Genomic DNA, 16,451 nt, shown 5'->3' with positions numbered 1-16,451 from the left:
GCTGACGAGGCCCATGACCGGTTCTGTAGCGGCTGGCGAAGCCTGCGGCGGTGCACCAGGGCTTTCGAACAGGCGACGGCTACGCCGCCGAACGCAGGCTCGGCAGCTGCTACGGGGCCAAGGATCTACGCTTCAATGGCCGGACGATTCCTTGTGGTTGTCCAGGGTTTCCAGCAGGGCCACCTGCATCCGCGTATGCACACGGATGAACCAGCGCCAGAGGAGCGCCGCCACCGCGGCGGTGACCACGGCAATCAACGCCAGCAACTTGTTGGTCGGTAAAATACTGGCCGACAAGGCTGCCAGCAGCAGGAAAATCACCAGCAGCGCGAGAACCGGAATCACCTCGGCGATCACTCGGCGCACCCGTTGTGTGTGGCGGCCAGCCATCTCCGGCTTCACCCCCATTTCCGCCAGCAGCATCGAGAGCGCCTTGATCTTGCGATAGGCGGCAATCAGGAAAGGCAGCGATACCAGCAGCGCCCCACCCCAGATCAGGGCTTTCTGCCAGCTCGGATCACTGATCCAGTCCTGCAGATAAGCCGACATGCGCTCGGCGAAAAAACCGCCCGACAGGAAGATCGCCACCACCAGCGCCAGGTTCACCCCCACCTGCATCAGAATCCGCCGGATCATCGAAGCCAGCAGCGCGCCCTCACCCTGCGGCTGGATACTGCGCAACCATTCGCCATACATGCCCAGCACCCGGCCCAGGCGCGTCGGTATGACCGCGGCGAGCTTGATCGACAGTGGGTCAGCCGCGCGGATCAGGTACGGCGTCAGCAGCGTGGTGATCACCGAGACGGCCACTGCCACCGGGTAGAGGAAATTGCTGGTGACCTGCAAGGTCATGCCCAGCGCCGCGATGATGAAAGAGAACTCGCCAATCTGTGACAGGCCCATGCCGACCCGCAGCGAAGTGCGTCCGTCGTTGCCGGCGATAAAGGCCCCAAGGCCGCAAGACAGCATCTTGCCCAGCACCACGGCGACGGTGATTACCGCAATCGGCCAGGCGTACTGCAACAGGATCATCGGATCGAGCATCAGGCCAATGGCGACAAAAAAGATCGCGCTGAACAGGTCGCGAACGGGTTCGATCAGGCGCTCGATTTTCAGCAGTTGCCGGGACTCAGCCATGATCGCGCCAATCAGGAACGCCCCCAGCACCATGCTGTACTCCAGCTTGACCACCAGCAGGCAAAAGCCGAAACACAGGCCCAGCACGGTGATCAGCAGCATTTCATTGCTTTCGAACTTCGCCACATAGGCCAGCAGCCGCGGCACCAGCAGAATACCGATGACCAGCGCGACGATCATGAACAGCGAGAGTTTGCCGACGGTGGAAAACACCTCGCCCGAACTCACGGTACCGCTCACCGCGATGCTCGACAGCAAGGCAATGATGCCGATCCCGAGGATGTCCTCGACGATCAGCACGCCAAAAATCAGTTGGGCAAAACGCTCGTTTTTCATCTTCAGGTCGTTGAGCGCCTTGACGATGATGGTGGTCGAGGAGATCGCCAGGATCGCCCCGAGAAACAGCGAATCCATGGTGTTCCAGTCGAACCAGCGGCCGATTTCGTAGCCGATCCAGATCATCAGCACGATTTCCAGGAACGCCGCGATAAACGCCGTCGCGCCGACCTTGAACAGCTTGCGCAGGCTGAACTCGAGGCCGAGGCAGAACATCAGGAAAATCACCCCCAGCTCGGCCAGGGTCTTGATGGTCTGTTCGTCATGGATCAGGCCGAACGGCGGGGTGTGCGGGCCAATGATGAAGCCGGCAACGATGTACCCCAGGACCACGGGCTGCTTGAAGCGATGGAACAGCACGGTCACCACCCCCGCCACCAGCATGATCACTGCCAAATCCTGAATGAAACTGATGGCATGCATGGCGAAGGCTCCTTGATGGGGGTGCAGTAGGCGTGACGCGAGAAAAAGCCCGTCGAACGGGCTTTTGAAGGGTAACACCGCGACTTCCGGCAGAAACGCGGTGCAATATATGGAAACAGATGGATACAAGCGTGACGACCGCGAGCGGCGCGGCGTCCCGTTAAGGATGCTTTGAAAAACCGTTCAAGTGCCCGCAGAGGTACGTCCCTGAATCCCTGCCTAGAACCGTGAGTGTGCTATGGAACCCGGAAATGCCCAGCTGTCGATGACAGTCCTGATGACCCCCGACATGGCCAACTTCTCTGGCAATGTCCACGGCGGTACCCTGCTCAAGTACCTCGACGAAGTGGCCTACGCGTGCGCCAGCCGTTATGCCGGTCGCTACGTGGTGACCCTGTCGGTGGACCAGGTGATTTTCCGCGAGCCGATTCACGTCGGTGAGCTGGTGACGTTCCTGGCGTCGGTCAACTACACCGGCAATACCTCGATGGAGGTGGGCATCAAGGTGGTGACCGAAAACATCCGCGAGCGCTCGGTGCGCCACACCAACAGCTGCTTCTTCACCATGGTGGCGGTCGACGACCAGCGCAAGCCCGCGGCCGTGCCCCCGTTGCAACCGCAGAACAGCGAAGACCGCCGCCGCTACATCCAGGGCAAACAGCGTCGCCAGATCCGCCAGGAACTGGAAAAGCGCTACCAGGAAATCAAGGCCGACGTCTGAGCAATCAGAGGCTGATCGCAGTGGCTTCGAACTTCACCCGCGGATGGGCGATGCGGTCCTGGGCCCGGACCAGCTCCAGCTCGTAGCTGGCGCAGGCCTGGGTTTCCAGCAGCACTTCATGCACCGCCGCTGCGGCAAACTCGAACGCTGCCACCAGGCTGTCGCCCAGTAGCACCCGCGCCAGGAACAGCCCCGACGTCAGGTCGCCCACGCCCACCGGCTGGCGCGGGAACGCCAACAGCGGACGACGCAGGTGCCAGCTGCCTTCGGCGGTCACCAGCAGCATCTCGAAGCCGTCCGCCAGTTTGCCGGGATAGTCCAGGTGCTTGACCAATACCGCCTTCGGGCCACGCGCCAGCAGGGCGCGGGCCATGCCCAGGCAATCGAACAGCGACTGCGGCTTGCGCCCGCAGAAGCTGTCCAGTTCCAGTTGGTTCGGGCACATGAAGTCAGCCACGGCCGCCGCTTCATTGAGCAGGAAGTCGCTGACTTCGGCAGGCACGATGCACCCCTTCTCGGCATGGCCCATGACCGGATCGCAGAGGTACAGCGCCTGCGGGTTGATCGCCTTGATCCGCGCTACGCCACTGAGGATCGCCCGCCCCTGTGCCGCGCTGCCCAGGTAACCCGACAGCACCGCGTCGCAGTTGCCCAGCTCGCCGATGGCGGCAATCCCTTCCACCAGCGCTGGAATCTGCTGGGGCGCCAGCACTTCGCCGGCCCACTGGCCGTACTGCGTGTGGTTGGAGAACTGCACCGTGTTCAGCGGCCAGACGTTCACCCCGACCCGCTGCATCGGGAAAACCGCGGCGCTGTTGCCAGCATGACCGAAAACCACGTGGGACTGGATGGCGAGCAGATGAGGTGTACGTTTCATGCGGGATTTCCGTAAAACGATTGAAATTCGAGCCGCGCAGTATGCGACTAAACGCAGCCTGTACGACAGGCCAATGTCGCAGTTAAGCTGGAGCCAATTAGTTGGAGTGCGTTTGATGCTGACCCTGGGAAATATCTTCGTGCTGATGCTGCTGGCGACCGGCGCAGCATGGCTGTGGCACAACCACGGCTTGCGCGAGCGAGCGCTGGAACGGGTCAAGCGCCATTGCGCCAAACTCGACATCGAATTGCTCGACGGCAACGTGGCGCTGAAGAAAATCGCGTTCGTCAAAGATGCCAACGGCCGACGCCGTCTGGCCCGGATCTATAATTTTGAGTTCACCGTCACCGGCGAGACCCGGCATGCCGGCACCATCACGCAGTTCGGCCCGCACAGCGCGCAAATCGAACTGGCGCCCTACCCGATGCCCTACGAAGAAAAACCGGCGATGCCGAGCGCCGAAGTGATCGAGCTGAGCCAGTGGCGCCAGGATCACAGCAAGCAGCGGCCTTAAGAAGGCTTCAAGCCCGCGTCACCCGGCAAGCGGCCAGGGCCTGTTGCAGTTCATCCACCGCTTGCGGCGCCTCGAAGATCAATTCCAGGCGTGAATCCTGGCGCCATTCACTGGCCCGCCAATCCAGCGTCGCGTTGTCCAGGGCATTGGCGGATATCCAGCCTTCGGCGCTGTGGATAACCAGCTTGGCCCGACGCCACGTCAAGCCCTGCAACCAAGCGGCAAGGCGCTGGCGATCGAATACCTGGCTCGCGTGCCAGCGCCAGCCGATGCTCCACCCCCCTTCCTGCTGCTGACTCAAACAGATCGGCAAGGCCGGGTCCGTCCAGATCAATGGCGCGGGCGCCACGCCCTTGGCTGCGGTGAAGTTATCCACAAGCGCTTGGGCCTGGCTTTGCACGCCTGGCAGCTCACTCAATGACAACCGCCCTTGCTCGGTCCAGATCAGTGGGCACTGGGGCAACAACCCGCGAATCCGTTGCCGCTGGTCCTCGCCCAGGTGCTCGGCCTTGTTCAGCAGCAACAGCCCGGCGCTGGGCAGTGCTTGTTGTTGCGCGGCGGGCAGGGGCTTGCCGGCGGCCAGCGCCTGGGCGTCGAGCACCATCACGCTCGGCTGGACCGCCAGCACCCCTTGCCAGGGAGCCTCGCTCAATTGCCGGAGCAACTGTGCCGGGTGGCCGAGACCCGAAGGTTCGATAAACAGGCGATCGGGACGTGAGCGCCGCAGCAACCGACCCAGGCCGATCTGGAAGGGCGCGCCATTCACGCAGCACAGGCAGCCACCGGCCACCTCCCCCAGCGAAATACCATCAGCGCCGGTGGTCAACAGTGCGGCGTCGAGGCCGATCTGCCCGAACTCGTTGATCAGCACCGCCCAACGCTCGTGCGCCGGCCGCTGCGCCAGCAGGTGACGGATCAGGCTGGTCTTGCCGGCGCCCAGGGGGCCGGCAATCACATGGGTAGGGATGTTCTGTAACAGGTTTGGCGATTTCACGGCACAGAGCGGCATCACAGGAAGATCAACGCAATATGCCTGAGGGCCGGTCGATTCACTATCACCACCTGACTCACGCCAGCCAGTCCAGTGTCAGGATCAGACGGCGCTCTCCCGCCGCCAGGGCCGGAGAACGGTGGATCAGCCCGGCGCCTTCGTTGCCCTGCCACTTCTCCCCCTTGAGCAACGCCACTTCACCACCGAGCATCTGTTGGTACTGCCCGGGCTCGGCTTGCGGATTGCCCAGGAGCTGGCGATCGATCATGCCCTCCTCCAGCCACTGGCTGCCGACCCCAGCGTAGGTGGTGATCAGCCGCACCGGCACATGGTCGACGTGAAAACGCGGACACATGGCTTTATCCAGGGTGCGCACCCGCACCCCGATCCGCCGCGCCCCGAGCAGGCAGGCAAAGGCACTGATCAGCCACGCCACATCGGCGATGAACCCCTCATAGCCCTCTAGATCACTGCAACAAGCCGCCAGGCTGCGCAGGTCGGGTTGCGCCTCGTCATTGGCCAACTCGACCACCAGCGATTCGGCCAGCGGCTGGTTCAGCGACAACAACAGCGTGGCGAAATCCACGATATGCAACGGTAGCCGACGCTGCCACAGCGCCAGGTTGGTGCCGTCCTCGAGAATCCGGGTGAACACTTCGGGAGTTTGACCAATGGCCTGGCGGACCAACGGCCGAGTCTGGAGCGCGGGCGCCAGGCTCATGCCGCCTCCTCGTCGAACCAGGACCCAAACGGATCCTCCAGCGAGCGCCATCCCTCGACACCCATGGCCATTTCGTCAGCGCTGAGCAGGCAGTCATCCAGTTCGGCGGTGAGCTGGGCAAAGTCGATGTTCTGGCCGATGAACACCAGCTCCTGGCGACAATCGCCGGTGCCAGGCAGCCAGTTTTGCATGATCGCCGCGGTGCTTTCCTGATCGTCCGGCCATTGCTCTTTCGGTACAAAACGCCACCAACGTCCGGCAAACCCGTGGCGCATCAAGCCACCGGCCTGGGACCAACTGCCGGCATCCTGGTGCTTGCTGGCCAGCCAGAAAAAACCCTTGGAGCGCAGCAGTCTGCCGTTCACCCAGGGCCGGTCGATAAAGCTGAAAAAACGCTGGGGATGAAATGGCCGGCGGGCCCGGTAAGCCATTGAGGCGATGCCGTACTCGGTGGTTTCCGGCACGTGCTCGCCGCGCAACTCCTGGAGCCAGCCCGGCGCCTGGGCTGCCTTGGCGAAATCGAAACGCCCGGTATTGAGGATCTGCCGCAACGGCACCTCGCCCATGACCATGGGGATGATCTGCGCCTGGGCATTCAGGCGCTTGAGGATGGCGATCAACTCCTCGCGTTCGGCACTGCTGATCAGATCGATCTTGCTGATCAGCAGCACGTCGGCGAACTCGATCTGCTCGATCAGCAGATCGGTGATCGAGCGCTCATCGTCCTCACCCAGGGTCTGCCCGCGGGAGGCGAGGCTTTCAGCGGCCTGGTAATCGAGCAGGAAGTTCATCCCGTCGACCACCGTGACCATGGTGTCGAGCCGCGCGATGTCGGCCAGGCTTTGCCCCTGCTCATCACGAAAGGTGAACGTCTCCGCCACCGGCAACGGTTCGGAGATCCCGGTGGACTCGATCAGCAGGTAATCGAAACGACCGTCCCGGGCCAGCTTGCTGACCTCCTCCAGCAAGTCCTCACGCAGGGTGCAGCAAATGCAGCCGTTACTCATTTCCACCAGTTTTTCTTCGGCGCGGTTCAGGCTGACATCGCGCTGCACCTCGCTGCCGTCGATGTTGATTTCGCTCATATCGTTGACGATCACCGCCACCCGCAGATGCTCGCGGTTGCGCAGGACATAATTGAGCAGGGTGCTTTTACCGGCACCGAGAAAGCCGGAGAGCACGGTAACGGGAAGGCGATTGGGCATCAGGTATTCCTCTGGGCAGCAGGCATCACGGGAGATCACAGATCAGGCAAGGCGCAAATGTTATAGTATAACAATGCAAACAAGCCAATCAGTGCTTGTCGCCCGCGACGAAGGGCGCAATCCTTGGCCCTGCCACCTGCACGAGAAACCCCATGCCCTACGCCCTGAAATGCACCTTGTCCGGCCTTTTGCTGCTGTTCGCGGCCGACGCCTGTGCGCAACTACCGGGGCTGGCCACCTGCACCCGCAGCGCCACCCTGCTGGCCTGTGTCGACCCCGAAGGCAATGCCTACAGCGTCGCCACGGCGGGCAACACCACCTACATGCGTGGCTTTGAACAACGCGGCAAACGTTACTGGGCGCAAACCACCAGTCGTTACGGCCAGCTCACGTTCTTCACGGGCCTGGCCTCTGATGGCGAGGCCTGGGTCGGCTATAGCCGGCGTGTCGGCTGGACCACCCTCAACCGGTTTTCCAGTTCAGGCGGTGCCAGCGCCCGTTTCACCTGCAGCCGCCTGACGGGCTGTTGAGTGCGATAGGGGCAACCTTGAAAAAGCTGTCGTCGATTTGATTGTTATAATATAACATTCGCAATCATCTCCTACGACGGACCTGCTCATGAATGCGCTGACTCTGCCGGATATCGCCGCGCAGGCCGCACGCCAATCCTTGCCTCTGGACTGGGTGGGTATGTGCGGCATTGCCCTTCCTGTTCTACTCGCCGACCAACGCCTGAATGCCAAAGCCGATGCCGGCGTCAGCCTGGATGACGCCCAAGCCCGTGGCATTCATATGTCGCGCCTGTACCTGGCACTGGCCATGCTGGAGCAGGAGAACCTGACACCCGCGCTCCTGCGCCGCGTGCTACAGGATTTTCTGGACAGCCATGAAGGCCTGGCGACCTCAGCCTACCTGCGCATTCACAGCGATGTCCTGCTCAAGCGCCCCGCCTTGGTCAGCCCGTTGGCTGGCTGGAAAAGCTACCCCATCAGCCTCGATGCGCGCCTGCAGGGAACGGTGTTCCACGTGGAACTGCGGGTCGATGTCAGTTACTCCTCGACCTGCCCCTGCTCTGCGGCGCTGTCCAGGCAATTGATTCAGCAGCAGTTCGTCGATGACTTTGCCAACACACCCTTGCAGCACGCCGACGTGCTGGCTTGGCTCGGTTCCACCCGTGGCATAGTCGCCACCCCCCACAGTCAGCGCAGCACGGCCCAGTTGTGCCTGCACCTGGATGGAGTGCTCGACGATCTGCCGCTGATCGCCGCCATCAACCACGCCGAAGCCGCCCTGGGCACCGCCGTACAAACCGCAGTCAAGCGCGCGGACGAACAGGCCTTCGCCCTGGCCAACGGGCAAAACCTGATGTTCTGCGAGGACGCCGCGCGCCGCCTGCACCTGGCACTGCAACGCTTCCCGGGCCTGCTGGCATTCGATGTGCGTGTGGTCCACAGCGAAAGCCTGCATGCCCACGACGCGGTCGCCGAAAGTCACTGGCACCAGGAGCAACCATGATCCGCAAAAACCCTTCCGGCGACTTGCCGCATATTGCCGAGTCCGCCTACGTCGATAAAACCGCGATCATCTGCGGCAAGGTGGTGATCGGCGAGAACGTGTTCGTCGGCCCCTATGCGGTAATTCGGGCCGACGAAGTCGATGAATCGGGCCAGATGCAACCGATCACCATCGGCGCCAATTCGAACATCCAGGACGGCGTGGTCATCCACTCCAAATCCGGAGCGGCGGTGACCATCGGCGAGTACAGCTCCATCGCTCACCGCTCCATCGTCCACGGCCCCTGCACCGTCGGCAATCGGGTGTTCATCGGTTTCAACAGCGTGCTGTTCAACTGCGCGGTCGCCGATGGTTGTGTGGTGCGGCACAACTCGGTGGTCGATGGGCGCGACTTGCCCAGGGATTTCTACGTGCCCTCCACCACCCGCATCGGCCCCCACACCGACCTGTCCCAGTTCCCGCCGGTCAGCATCAGCGCCTCGGAGTTTTCCGAAGATGTGGCGCGCACCAATGTCGATCTGGTGCGCGGCTACAAAGCCTTGCAGAACGAGTTTTGAACATGGCCAGTGTGCTGATTCGCAACGCGCGGCTGGTCAACGAAGGACGAGTATTCGACGCCGATCTGCTGGTGGATCATGGGCGCATCGTGAAAATTGCCGGCAGCATCGACGGCGAAAACGCTACGGTGGAAATAGACGCCAGCGGCCAATGGCTGCTGCCGGGGATGATCGACGACCAGGTGCATTTCCGGGATCCTGGCGCGCCGGAAAAAGGCAGCATCTACAGCGAGTCGCGGGCAGCCGTGGCCGGTGGCATCACCAGTTTCATGGACATGCCCAACACCCACCCCGCGACCCTGACCCTGGCCGCGCTGGCCGATAAAAAACGTCGGGCGGCGATGCATTCGGTGGCCAACTACGGCTTTCACTTCGGCGTCAGCAACGACAACCTGGACACCGTCGCGGCGCTCAATCCCAGTGACGTGGCGGGAGTCAAAGTGTTCATGGGCGCGTCCACCGGCAACATGCTGGTGGATGATCCGCGCGTTCTGGAACGGCTGTTTGCCGAGGTGCCGACCCTGCTCCTGGCCCATTGCGAACACAGCCCCAGCATCCGCCTCAACGAGAGTACATTCGCCGAACGTTATGGCGACAATGTGCCCGCCAGCGCTCATCCGCTGATTCGTGATGCCCAGGCGTGCTTTCGCTCCTCCTCCCTGGCCATCGACCTGGCCAAGCGTTTTGGCACCCGCCTGCACGTCCTGCACCTGACCACCGCCCGTGAACTGGCGCTGTTCGATGACCGGCCCCTGGCGCACAAACACATCAGCGCCGAGGTCTGCCTGCATCACTTGTTGTTCGATGATCGTGATTACCCACGCCTGGGCAACCTGATCAAATGCAACCCGGCCATCAAGACCCAGGCTGACCGCGATGCGTTGCGCCTGGCCTTGCTGAGCGACCGGCTGGACGTCATCGGCAGCGACCATGCCCCGCATACCTGGGCGCAGAAACAGCAGCCTTACCCACAGGCCCCCGCCGGCTTGCCACTGGTGCAACACGCCCTCCCCGCGCTGCTGGAGCTGGTGGCCGAGGGTCTGATTCCCCTGCCGACGCTGGTGGCGAAAACCAGTCACCGGGTGGCGGATCTGTTTGCCATTCCTGACCGTGGATACCTGCGTGAAGGCTATTGGGCCGACCTGGTGCTGATCCGTCCCGAGCCTGCTGGCAAAGCGGTCGACACGCAGCCAGTTCTCGCGCAATGCGGCTGGACGCCGTTTGCCGGACGGCAGTTTCGACACAGCGTCAGTACCACCCTGGTCTCGGGGCAAATCGCCTGGCATGCCGAAAGTATTAATGACGACTGCCAGGGTTTACCTTTACGTTTCATGCGTTGAATCCGGTCTGGCGTAAAACTGCCGGGGGTCACTGAGCATGCCTAACATCACATTGCCCGACGGTACCGTGCGCGAGTACGACCAGGCACTTTCGGTATCGGAGCTGGCCTCGAGCATTGGCCCGGGGCTGGTCAAGGCAGCGGTCGCCGGGCGGGTGAACGGCCTGCTGGTGGACTGCGCGTTCGTGATCCGCCAGGACGCCCGCGTCAGCCTCATTACCGCCCGCGAACCGCAAGGCCTGGAGATTCTGCGGCGCTCCTGCGCGCTGCTGCTGGGCATGGCGCTCAAGCAACTGCATGCCAAGGTCGAGTTGGTGGCCGCCGCTGCCGTCGGCGATGGTTTCTTCTGTGATTTCACCCTGGCGCGCGTCTTGGGCCCTGAAGATCTGCAACGGCTCGAGACGCGGATGATCGCGCTGGCCGCCGCCAACCATTCACTGCATTACGTGCTGTCGTCCTGCTGGTCGATGGACGGTGCAGCACTGAGCGAAGGCCCCTATGTACCCAGCACCGGGGCGATGAGCGCATTCGCCCTGACCGACGTGAGTGGCAAAGGAGCGCAACGCATCTATGGCGTGTGCTGGACCGACCAGCAGGAACTGCAGGCGTGGCAAGCCACCCCGCAAGTGGTCGTCATCAACATTGATGAACGCCAGATCGACTACAGCCAGGCGCTGACCGACACCCTGCGCCGCGCCGGGGTGCACGCTCACTCGGACCTGCGCAACGAGCACATAGTCAGCAAGATCCGCCAGCATCGATTACGGGGGGTCGAGTATGTGTTGGTGATTGGGCAGCGGGAGATGGAGGGCGGCTTTGTCAGCCTGCGCGCCAACGCTGGAGACGACCTGGGCAGGATGAGTGTGCAGGCGGTGTGTGACTACTTGCTCAAGGCGCCAGTGACGGGCGGCATTGCGCCGCCCCACAGTAAAGCGTTCAAGCCCTTGGCTTGACGGTGCCGCAATCCTGCCCCAACCACACGGCACGGGTGTCCATGCTGCCCTGTTGCGGGATGCCGGTGGCATTGAAGGTGCCATTGACCTTGGTATTGAACTCGCGATCGCTGAGGAACGTGGCCACTCCGGAACCCTGGGCTTTCGGGCAACTGAAGCGGAATTTCCACTGGTTAGCGCTGCGGTCGGTGATCTCTTGCCTGCAGCCCGACTGCGCGTCCTGCAGGGGAATCTCGTCGGTTTTCACTTGCTCGGGCGTCAGGCAGACGCGAATGCCCTTGCCGCCCATGTTGATCCCCTGTTTCTCCAGGGCGGCCTTTTGTGCCGGAGTCATCTGACTGCCCAACTGCCCGAGGATCAATTGCAGGTCCGGTAGATTCTGGTTGTCGACCTTCATGTTGCTGGAGGTCAATTCCCACAAACCCGGTTGCAGCATCTGCGCCTGAGCGGCCACAGGAAGTGACAAGCCAACAGCCATAGCCAAACCCAGCAGACGTACGTTCATCAAGTAACTCCTAGTCAGTAATGGCCGTTAGACGTCGCCAATCTACTTCGGTTGCATAGCGAATTAAATAGCGACATTCATCGCAGAACATGGTCTGTTACGCATTGAATTCTCCGGAGCAAGGTTGCCCCATGGATTTTTTTGGCCCCCATCTTTTTGCCTACCTGATCACGCTCATTCACTCCCTGGGCACAATGGCCGCAGTCCACGCCGTGCTGACCGTCAGGACCGCCCAAGGCTCGATTGCCTGGGCCCTGTCGCTGATCTTCATTCCCTACCTGACCCTCATTCCCTACCTGGTATTCGGACGCAGCACCTTCGATGCCTACATCAAGGCTCGGCGCCAGGCCAACGAAGAAATGCGCAAGGCCATCGCCGACCTGAACTGGCGACCCTGGGTCGAGGAAGCGCTGACCGCCCGCGCCTCCAATGCCTACGACTCGCTGCGCGCCATGCCGAAGTTGGGGCGCATGCCGTGCCTGGCGAACAACCAACTGCGCCTGCTGATCAATGGCCAGGCCACCTTCGATGCCATCTTCGAGGCCGTCGAGCAGGCCCGGGAAGCAGTGCTGATCCAGTTCTTCATTGTTCATGACGACCAGCTCGGACGGCGCCTGCAGCACCTGCTGATCAAAAAAGCTGCGCAAGGGGTCCCGGTCTACCTGCTCTATGACCGCATCGGCAGCCACTCCCTGCCCCACCACTATGTCCAGGCCCTGCGCGACGCCGGCGTCCAGGTCAAAGCGTTTGCCACCCGCAGCGGCTGGCTCAATCGGTTCCAGGTCAACTTTCGCAACCATCGCAAGATCGTGGTGGTCGACGGCAGGCAAGGCTTCGTCGGCGGACACAACGTCGGCGACGAATACCTGGGGGCCAAGGCCCCGCTATCGCCGTGGCGCGACACCCACGTGGCGGTCAGCGGCCCGGTGGTGGCCTGCATGCAGGAGTCGTTCGCCGAAGACTGGTTCTGGGCGGCCCGCGAACTGCCGCCCTTGATCCTGCCACAGAGCTATCCCGACGACGGCGTGCTGTGCCAGTTGCTGGCCAGCGGCCCGGCAGACCCCTATGAGACCTGCTCGTTGTTTTTCGTCGAGGCGATTCATGCCGCCACGCAGCGCGTGTGGATCACCAGCCCCTACTTCATCCCCGATGAAGCGGTGTTTGCCGCGCTGCGCCTGGCGGTCCTGCGTGGCGTCGATGTGCGGCTGCTGCTGCCCTCCCGGCCGGATCACCGCATCGTCTATGCCGCCTCCAGCCTGTACGCCTTCGAAGCGGTCCGCGCCGGCGTCCGGGTGTTCCGCTATCAACCGGGTTTCCTGCACCAGAAGGTGGTGCTGGTCGACAGCGAAATCAGCGCCATCGGCAGTGCCAATCTGGACAACCGCTCGTTCCGGCTAAATTTCGAAGTGATGTTGTTGACCGTCGACAAGACCTTTGCCGGCGAAGTGGAACAGATGCTCAACGCCGACTTCGCCCTGTCCCATGAGATCAACGAGGACGAAGGCCGGGAGACCCACCGCCTCAGACAGCTCGGCATGCGGGTCGCCCGCCTGATTTCGCCGATTCTCTAGGGCGTGTAGATATCGTCCCGGGTCCAGGGCAGCTCGTGGCTGCCATCGGCATGGGCCTTGACCGCCAGAATCTGGTGCAGGTTGATCCAGCCCCGCGCGAACGCGTAGGCGCAACCTGCCAGGTATAACCGCCAGATCCGCAACGCTTGCTCCGGCACCTCTTTGGCCGCGGCTTCAAGGTTGTCTTCCAGGCGCTCGCTCCAGTGATCCAGGGTGCGCGCGTAGTGCAGACGCAGGCTTTCGACATCAACGATTTCCAGGCCCACCTCGCTGATCTCGGCCGAGATCATCGACAGATGGGGCAGCTCGCCGTTGGGGAATACATAGCGCTCGATGAACTCACCAGCGCCCCGCCCCACGGGCCGACCATCGATGTGCTTGGCGGTAATCCCGTGGTTCATCACCAGGCCGCCTTCGCGGACCGCACCGAACAAGGTCTGGCAGTACTGCGCCAGGTTGGCGTGGCCAACGTGTTCGAACATGCCGACGCTCACCACCTTGTCGAATCGGCCATCCTGCGGCAGGTCGCGATAGTCGAGCAGTTGCAGCTCCACCAGGTCCTCCAGCCCTTCGTCGATGACCCGCTGCCGGGCCAGCGCCAGTTGTTCTTTGCTCAGGGTGATGCCGAACACCCTGACCCCGAACTCCCGCGCCGCATAACGCGCCAGCCCGCCCCAGCCGCAGCCGACATCCAGCAGGTATTCACCCGGTTGCAGCCGCAGCTTGCGGCACAGGTGGCGGAATTTGGCTTGCTGGGCCTGTTCCAGGGACTCGCTGCCGGTTTCGAAATAGGCACAGGAGTAGGCCATGTCGCTGTCCAGCCACAGCTGGTAAAAGGCATTCGACAGGTCGTAGTGGTAGGAAATCGCCGCCGCGTCAGTGGCTTTGTCATGCACGCTGCGTACCGGCTGGTCGTCATCGTCTTCGTTGAGCAGGGCCTGGCTCCACGCATCACAGACGCGGATCACATCGCTGATCGACCCTTCCAGCTCCAGCTTGCCCTCGACGAAGGCCGCGCCCAGCAGGTCCAGGCTGGGGTGGGTGAATTGCGAGACCATTCGCGGGTCCTTGACCACAATGGTGACACTGGGCTCAGGGCCCAGGTTAAATTCGTGGCCGTCCCAGAGTCGCAAGCGAAGCGGCAGTTGCAGATTCTGTAAGGCCGGTGGAAGTTGCGCGAGCATGAAAATCCCCCCCTTGTTTCAGACGTCTGAAATGAGGGTAGACCATCGTAGAAAATTAGCTGGCTATCGACTTAAACAGCTGCTCAGGCACGCCCTCATTGCAGTTGACTGTCATTTCTGTTTTGAGTTCGATAAAGCCGATTGCTCACATTTTGTTCAAAAGATCCAGGCCAATCCCGCCAGCACCGTCACCCCATACAGCGCCATAACGGTTAGACACCCGGTGCGAATCCAAGGGTTGCCCCACGCACTTGTTCCACGTGGAACTCCACTCATGTGTGCGCTTGGACTGCGCCCACCCACCATCGCGCGCCGTTATTATCGTTACGACATAACAACGCTCGATCATTTTTTGTCATGGCGTTTTCCTCCCTCTGGCTGAGGCCTTGACGGATAAATATTACGGTCATAATATTGGCTGCCCGCCGGGTTAACCCCCCGCCTCTGCCATCGAATGCCTATGCAGGAGTACTGCCATGAGTACCTACGACGTCGTGATTCTCGGGGGAGGCCCTGGTGGCTATAACGCAGCGATCCGCGCCGGACAACTGGGCCTCAAGGCGGCCTGCGTCGAGGGTCGCGCGACGCTGGGCGGGACCTGCCTGAACGTCGGCTGCATGCCGTCCAAGGCCCTGCTGCACGCCTCGCAGCTTTACGAAGCGGCAAGCGGGTCAGCGTTCGCCAACCTCGGCATCGAGGTCAAGCCGACCCTCAATCTCGCGCAAATGATGCAGCACAAAGATCAAAGCGTGGCGGCACTGACCAAAGGCATCGAGTTCCTGTTTCGCAAGCACAAGGTCGACTGGATCAAGGGCTGGGGCCATATCGCCGGGCCCGGCCAGGTCCGCGTGACCGACAGCCAAGGCAACCAGCGCGACCTGCAAGCCAAGGACATCATCATCGCCACCGGCTCGGAACCCACCCCGCTGCCCGGGGTGACTATCGATAACCAGCGCATCCTCGACTCCACGGGAGCCCTGTCGCTTGCCGAAGTGCCCAGGCAACTGGTGGTGATCGGCGCCGGGGTGATCGGCCTGGAACTGGGCTCGGTCTGGCGGCGACTGGGGGCGCAGGTCACCGTGATCGAATACCTGGACCGCATTTGCCCGGGGGTCGATGCCGAAGCAGGCAAGACCCTGCAACGCGCCCTCGGCAAACAGGGCATTGAGTTCAAGCTCGGTTGCAAAGTGACGGCCGCCACCCCTTCCGCCACCGGAGTGCAGGTGCACGTGGAAGCTGCGGCCGGTGGCAGCGCCGAGGTGATCGAAGCCGATTATGTGCTGGTGGCCATCGGGCGCCGGCCGTTTACCCAGGGCCTGGGCCTGGAGAACGTCGGCCTCGCCACGGACGCTCGCGGGATGCTGGCCAACCGCGGCCATCGCACCGAAGCCGCCGGGGTCTGGGTGATTGGTGATGTCACGTCCGGGCCGATGCTCGCCCACAAGGCCGAAGACGAGGCCATGGCGTGTGTCGAGCAGATTGTCGGCAAGGCCGGCGAAGTGAATTACGCGCTGATCCCCAATGTCATCTACACCCGGCCGGAGCTGGCCAGCGTCGGCATGACCGAAGAGCAGCTCAAGGCGCAAGGCCGCGTCTATAAGGTCGGCAAATTCCCCTTTACCGCCAACAGTCGCGCCAAGATCAACCACGAGACCGAGGGGTTCGCCAAGGTCCTGGCCGACGAGCACACCGACGAAGTCCTGGGGGTGCATCTGGTGGGTCCCAGTGTCAGCGAGATCATTGGCGAATGCTGCGTGGCCATGGAGTTCAGCGCCAGCGCCGAAGACATTGCCCTGACCTGCCACCCGCACCCGACACGTTCCGAGGCCTTGCGGCAGGCGGCAATGGATGTCGCGGGGCTGGCGACGCAGATGTAAGCACACCCGCGGCGCCGCCCCGGGC

16 protein-coding genes are annotated in these 16,451 nt (G+C 62.4%); 9 read left to right on the top strand and 7 right to left on the bottom strand.

Going from position 1 to position 16,451, the window contains the following annotated elements; translation table 11 throughout:
- Positions 1-132 precede the first annotated feature (132 nt).
- On the bottom strand, positions 133-1,896 hold the full coding sequence (locus tag H7995_RS19465; RefSeq protein ID WP_166588810.1) for a cation:proton antiporter: 1,764 nt from the start codon (positions 1,894-1,896) through the stop codon (positions 133-135).
- Between the two features lie 238 nt (positions 1,897-2,134).
- Here H7995_RS19465 and H7995_RS19460 point away from each other — a divergent pair, with 238 nt between their 5' ends.
- Positions 2,135-2,617, top strand: a complete 483-nt coding sequence (locus tag H7995_RS19460) for an acyl-CoA thioesterase (protein WP_166588811.1) — start codon at positions 2,135-2,137, stop codon at positions 2,615-2,617.
- Positions 2,618-2,621: 4 nt separating this feature from the next.
- On the opposite strand, the gene pdxY is transcribed toward H7995_RS19460, so the two are convergent.
- The gene (gene pdxY / locus H7995_RS19455) at positions 2,622-3,494 is read right to left on the bottom strand and encodes a pyridoxal kinase PdxY (RefSeq protein WP_166588812.1); all 873 of its coding nucleotides are present in this window, start codon (positions 3,492-3,494) and stop codon (positions 2,622-2,624) included.
- A gap of 115 nt (positions 3,495-3,609) precedes the next feature.
- Here pdxY and H7995_RS19450 point away from each other — a divergent pair, with 115 nt between their 5' ends.
- Positions 3,610-4,008, top strand: a complete 399-nt coding sequence (locus tag H7995_RS19450; protein WP_166588813.1) for a DUF3301 domain-containing protein — start codon at positions 3,610-3,612, stop codon at positions 4,006-4,008.
- 7 nt (positions 4,009-4,015) lie between these two features.
- On the opposite strand, the gene H7995_RS19445 is transcribed toward H7995_RS19450, so the two are convergent.
- The 3 genes from H7995_RS19445 to zigA form a co-directional block, all read right to left on the bottom strand.
- The gene (locus H7995_RS19445) at positions 4,016-4,987 is read right to left on the bottom strand and encodes a CobW family GTP-binding protein (protein ID WP_185818750.1); all 972 of its coding nucleotides are present in this window, start codon (positions 4,985-4,987) and stop codon (positions 4,016-4,018) included.
- Between the two features lie 88 nt (positions 4,988-5,075).
- Positions 5,076-5,720 (bottom strand): DUF1826 domain-containing protein, encoded by a 645-nt coding sequence (locus tag H7995_RS19440; RefSeq protein ID WP_166588814.1) that lies wholly within the window; start codon positions 5,718-5,720, stop codon positions 5,076-5,078.
- Positions 5,717-6,925, bottom strand: a complete 1,209-nt coding sequence (zigA, locus tag H7995_RS19435) for a zinc metallochaperone GTPase ZigA (RefSeq protein ID WP_185818747.1) — start codon at positions 6,923-6,925, stop codon at positions 5,717-5,719. Before zigA ends, H7995_RS19440 begins: the two co-directional genes overlap by 4 nt.
- 152 nt (positions 6,926-7,077) lie before the next feature.
- On the opposite strand from zigA, the gene H7995_RS19430 reads away from it, so the two are divergent.
- The 5 genes from H7995_RS19430 (at position 7,078) to H7995_RS19410 (ending at position 11,289) form a co-directional block, all read left to right on the top strand.
- A complete protein-coding gene (locus tag H7995_RS19430; protein ID WP_166588816.1) occupies positions 7,078-7,455 on the top strand; it encodes a glutamine synthetase in 378 nt (125 codons plus the stop codon).
- An 88-nt stretch (positions 7,456-7,543) separates the two neighbouring features.
- Positions 7,544-8,440, top strand: a complete 897-nt coding sequence (gene folE2 / locus H7995_RS19425) for a GTP cyclohydrolase FolE2 (protein ID WP_166588817.1) — start codon at positions 7,544-7,546, stop codon at positions 8,438-8,440.
- The gene (locus H7995_RS19420; RefSeq protein ID WP_185818746.1) at positions 8,437-8,997 is read left to right on the top strand and encodes a gamma carbonic anhydrase family protein; all 561 of its coding nucleotides are present in this window, start codon (positions 8,437-8,439) and stop codon (positions 8,995-8,997) included. Before folE2 ends, H7995_RS19420 begins: the two co-directional genes overlap by 4 nt.
- Before the next feature lie 2 nt (positions 8,998-8,999).
- Positions 9,000-10,337: a dihydroorotase gene (locus H7995_RS19415; protein ID WP_185818745.1), complete on the top strand. Its 1,338-nt coding sequence runs from the start codon at positions 9,000-9,002 to the stop codon at positions 10,335-10,337.
- Positions 10,338-10,374: 37 nt separating this feature from the next.
- Positions 10,375-11,289 carry a His/Gly/Thr/Pro-type tRNA ligase C-terminal domain-containing protein gene (locus H7995_RS19410; RefSeq protein WP_166588820.1) on the top strand — a complete coding sequence of 305 codons (915 nt, stop codon included), beginning with the start codon at positions 10,375-10,377 and terminating at the stop codon, positions 11,287-11,289.
- Here H7995_RS19410 and H7995_RS19405 read toward each other — a convergent pair.
- Positions 11,273-11,794 (bottom strand): DUF3617 domain-containing protein, encoded by a 522-nt coding sequence (locus H7995_RS19405; RefSeq protein WP_166588821.1) that lies wholly within the window; start codon positions 11,792-11,794, stop codon positions 11,273-11,275. The genes H7995_RS19410 and H7995_RS19405 overlap by 17 nt on opposite strands.
- Before the next feature lie 131 nt (positions 11,795-11,925).
- On the opposite strand from H7995_RS19405, the gene cls reads away from it, so the two are divergent.
- On the top strand, positions 11,926-13,365 hold the full coding sequence (gene cls, locus H7995_RS19400; protein WP_166588822.1) for a cardiolipin synthase: 1,440 nt from the start codon (positions 11,926-11,928) through the stop codon (positions 13,363-13,365).
- Here the strand turns inward: cls and cfaB are convergent.
- A complete protein-coding gene (gene cfaB, locus H7995_RS19395; RefSeq protein ID WP_166588823.1) occupies positions 13,362-14,549 on the bottom strand; it encodes a C17 cyclopropane fatty acid synthase CfaB in 1,188 nt (395 codons plus the stop codon). The two genes, cls and cfaB, sit on opposite strands and share 4 nt — an antisense overlap.
- Positions 14,550-15,025: 476 nt before the next feature.
- Here cfaB and lpdA point away from each other — a divergent pair, with 476 nt between their 5' ends.
- A complete protein-coding gene (gene lpdA / locus H7995_RS19390; protein ID WP_185818744.1) occupies positions 15,026-16,426 on the top strand; it encodes a dihydrolipoyl dehydrogenase in 1,401 nt (466 codons plus the stop codon).
- The last annotated feature ends 25 nt before the right edge of the window (positions 16,427-16,451 follow it).

The organism is Pseudomonas kielensis (genome assembly GCF_014236655.1).
In the GTDB taxonomy this organism is placed as follows: Bacteria; Pseudomonadota; Gammaproteobacteria; order Pseudomonadales; family Pseudomonadaceae; genus Aquipseudomonas; species Aquipseudomonas kielensis.
This window is presented reverse-complemented; position numbering and strand designations above follow the sequence as displayed.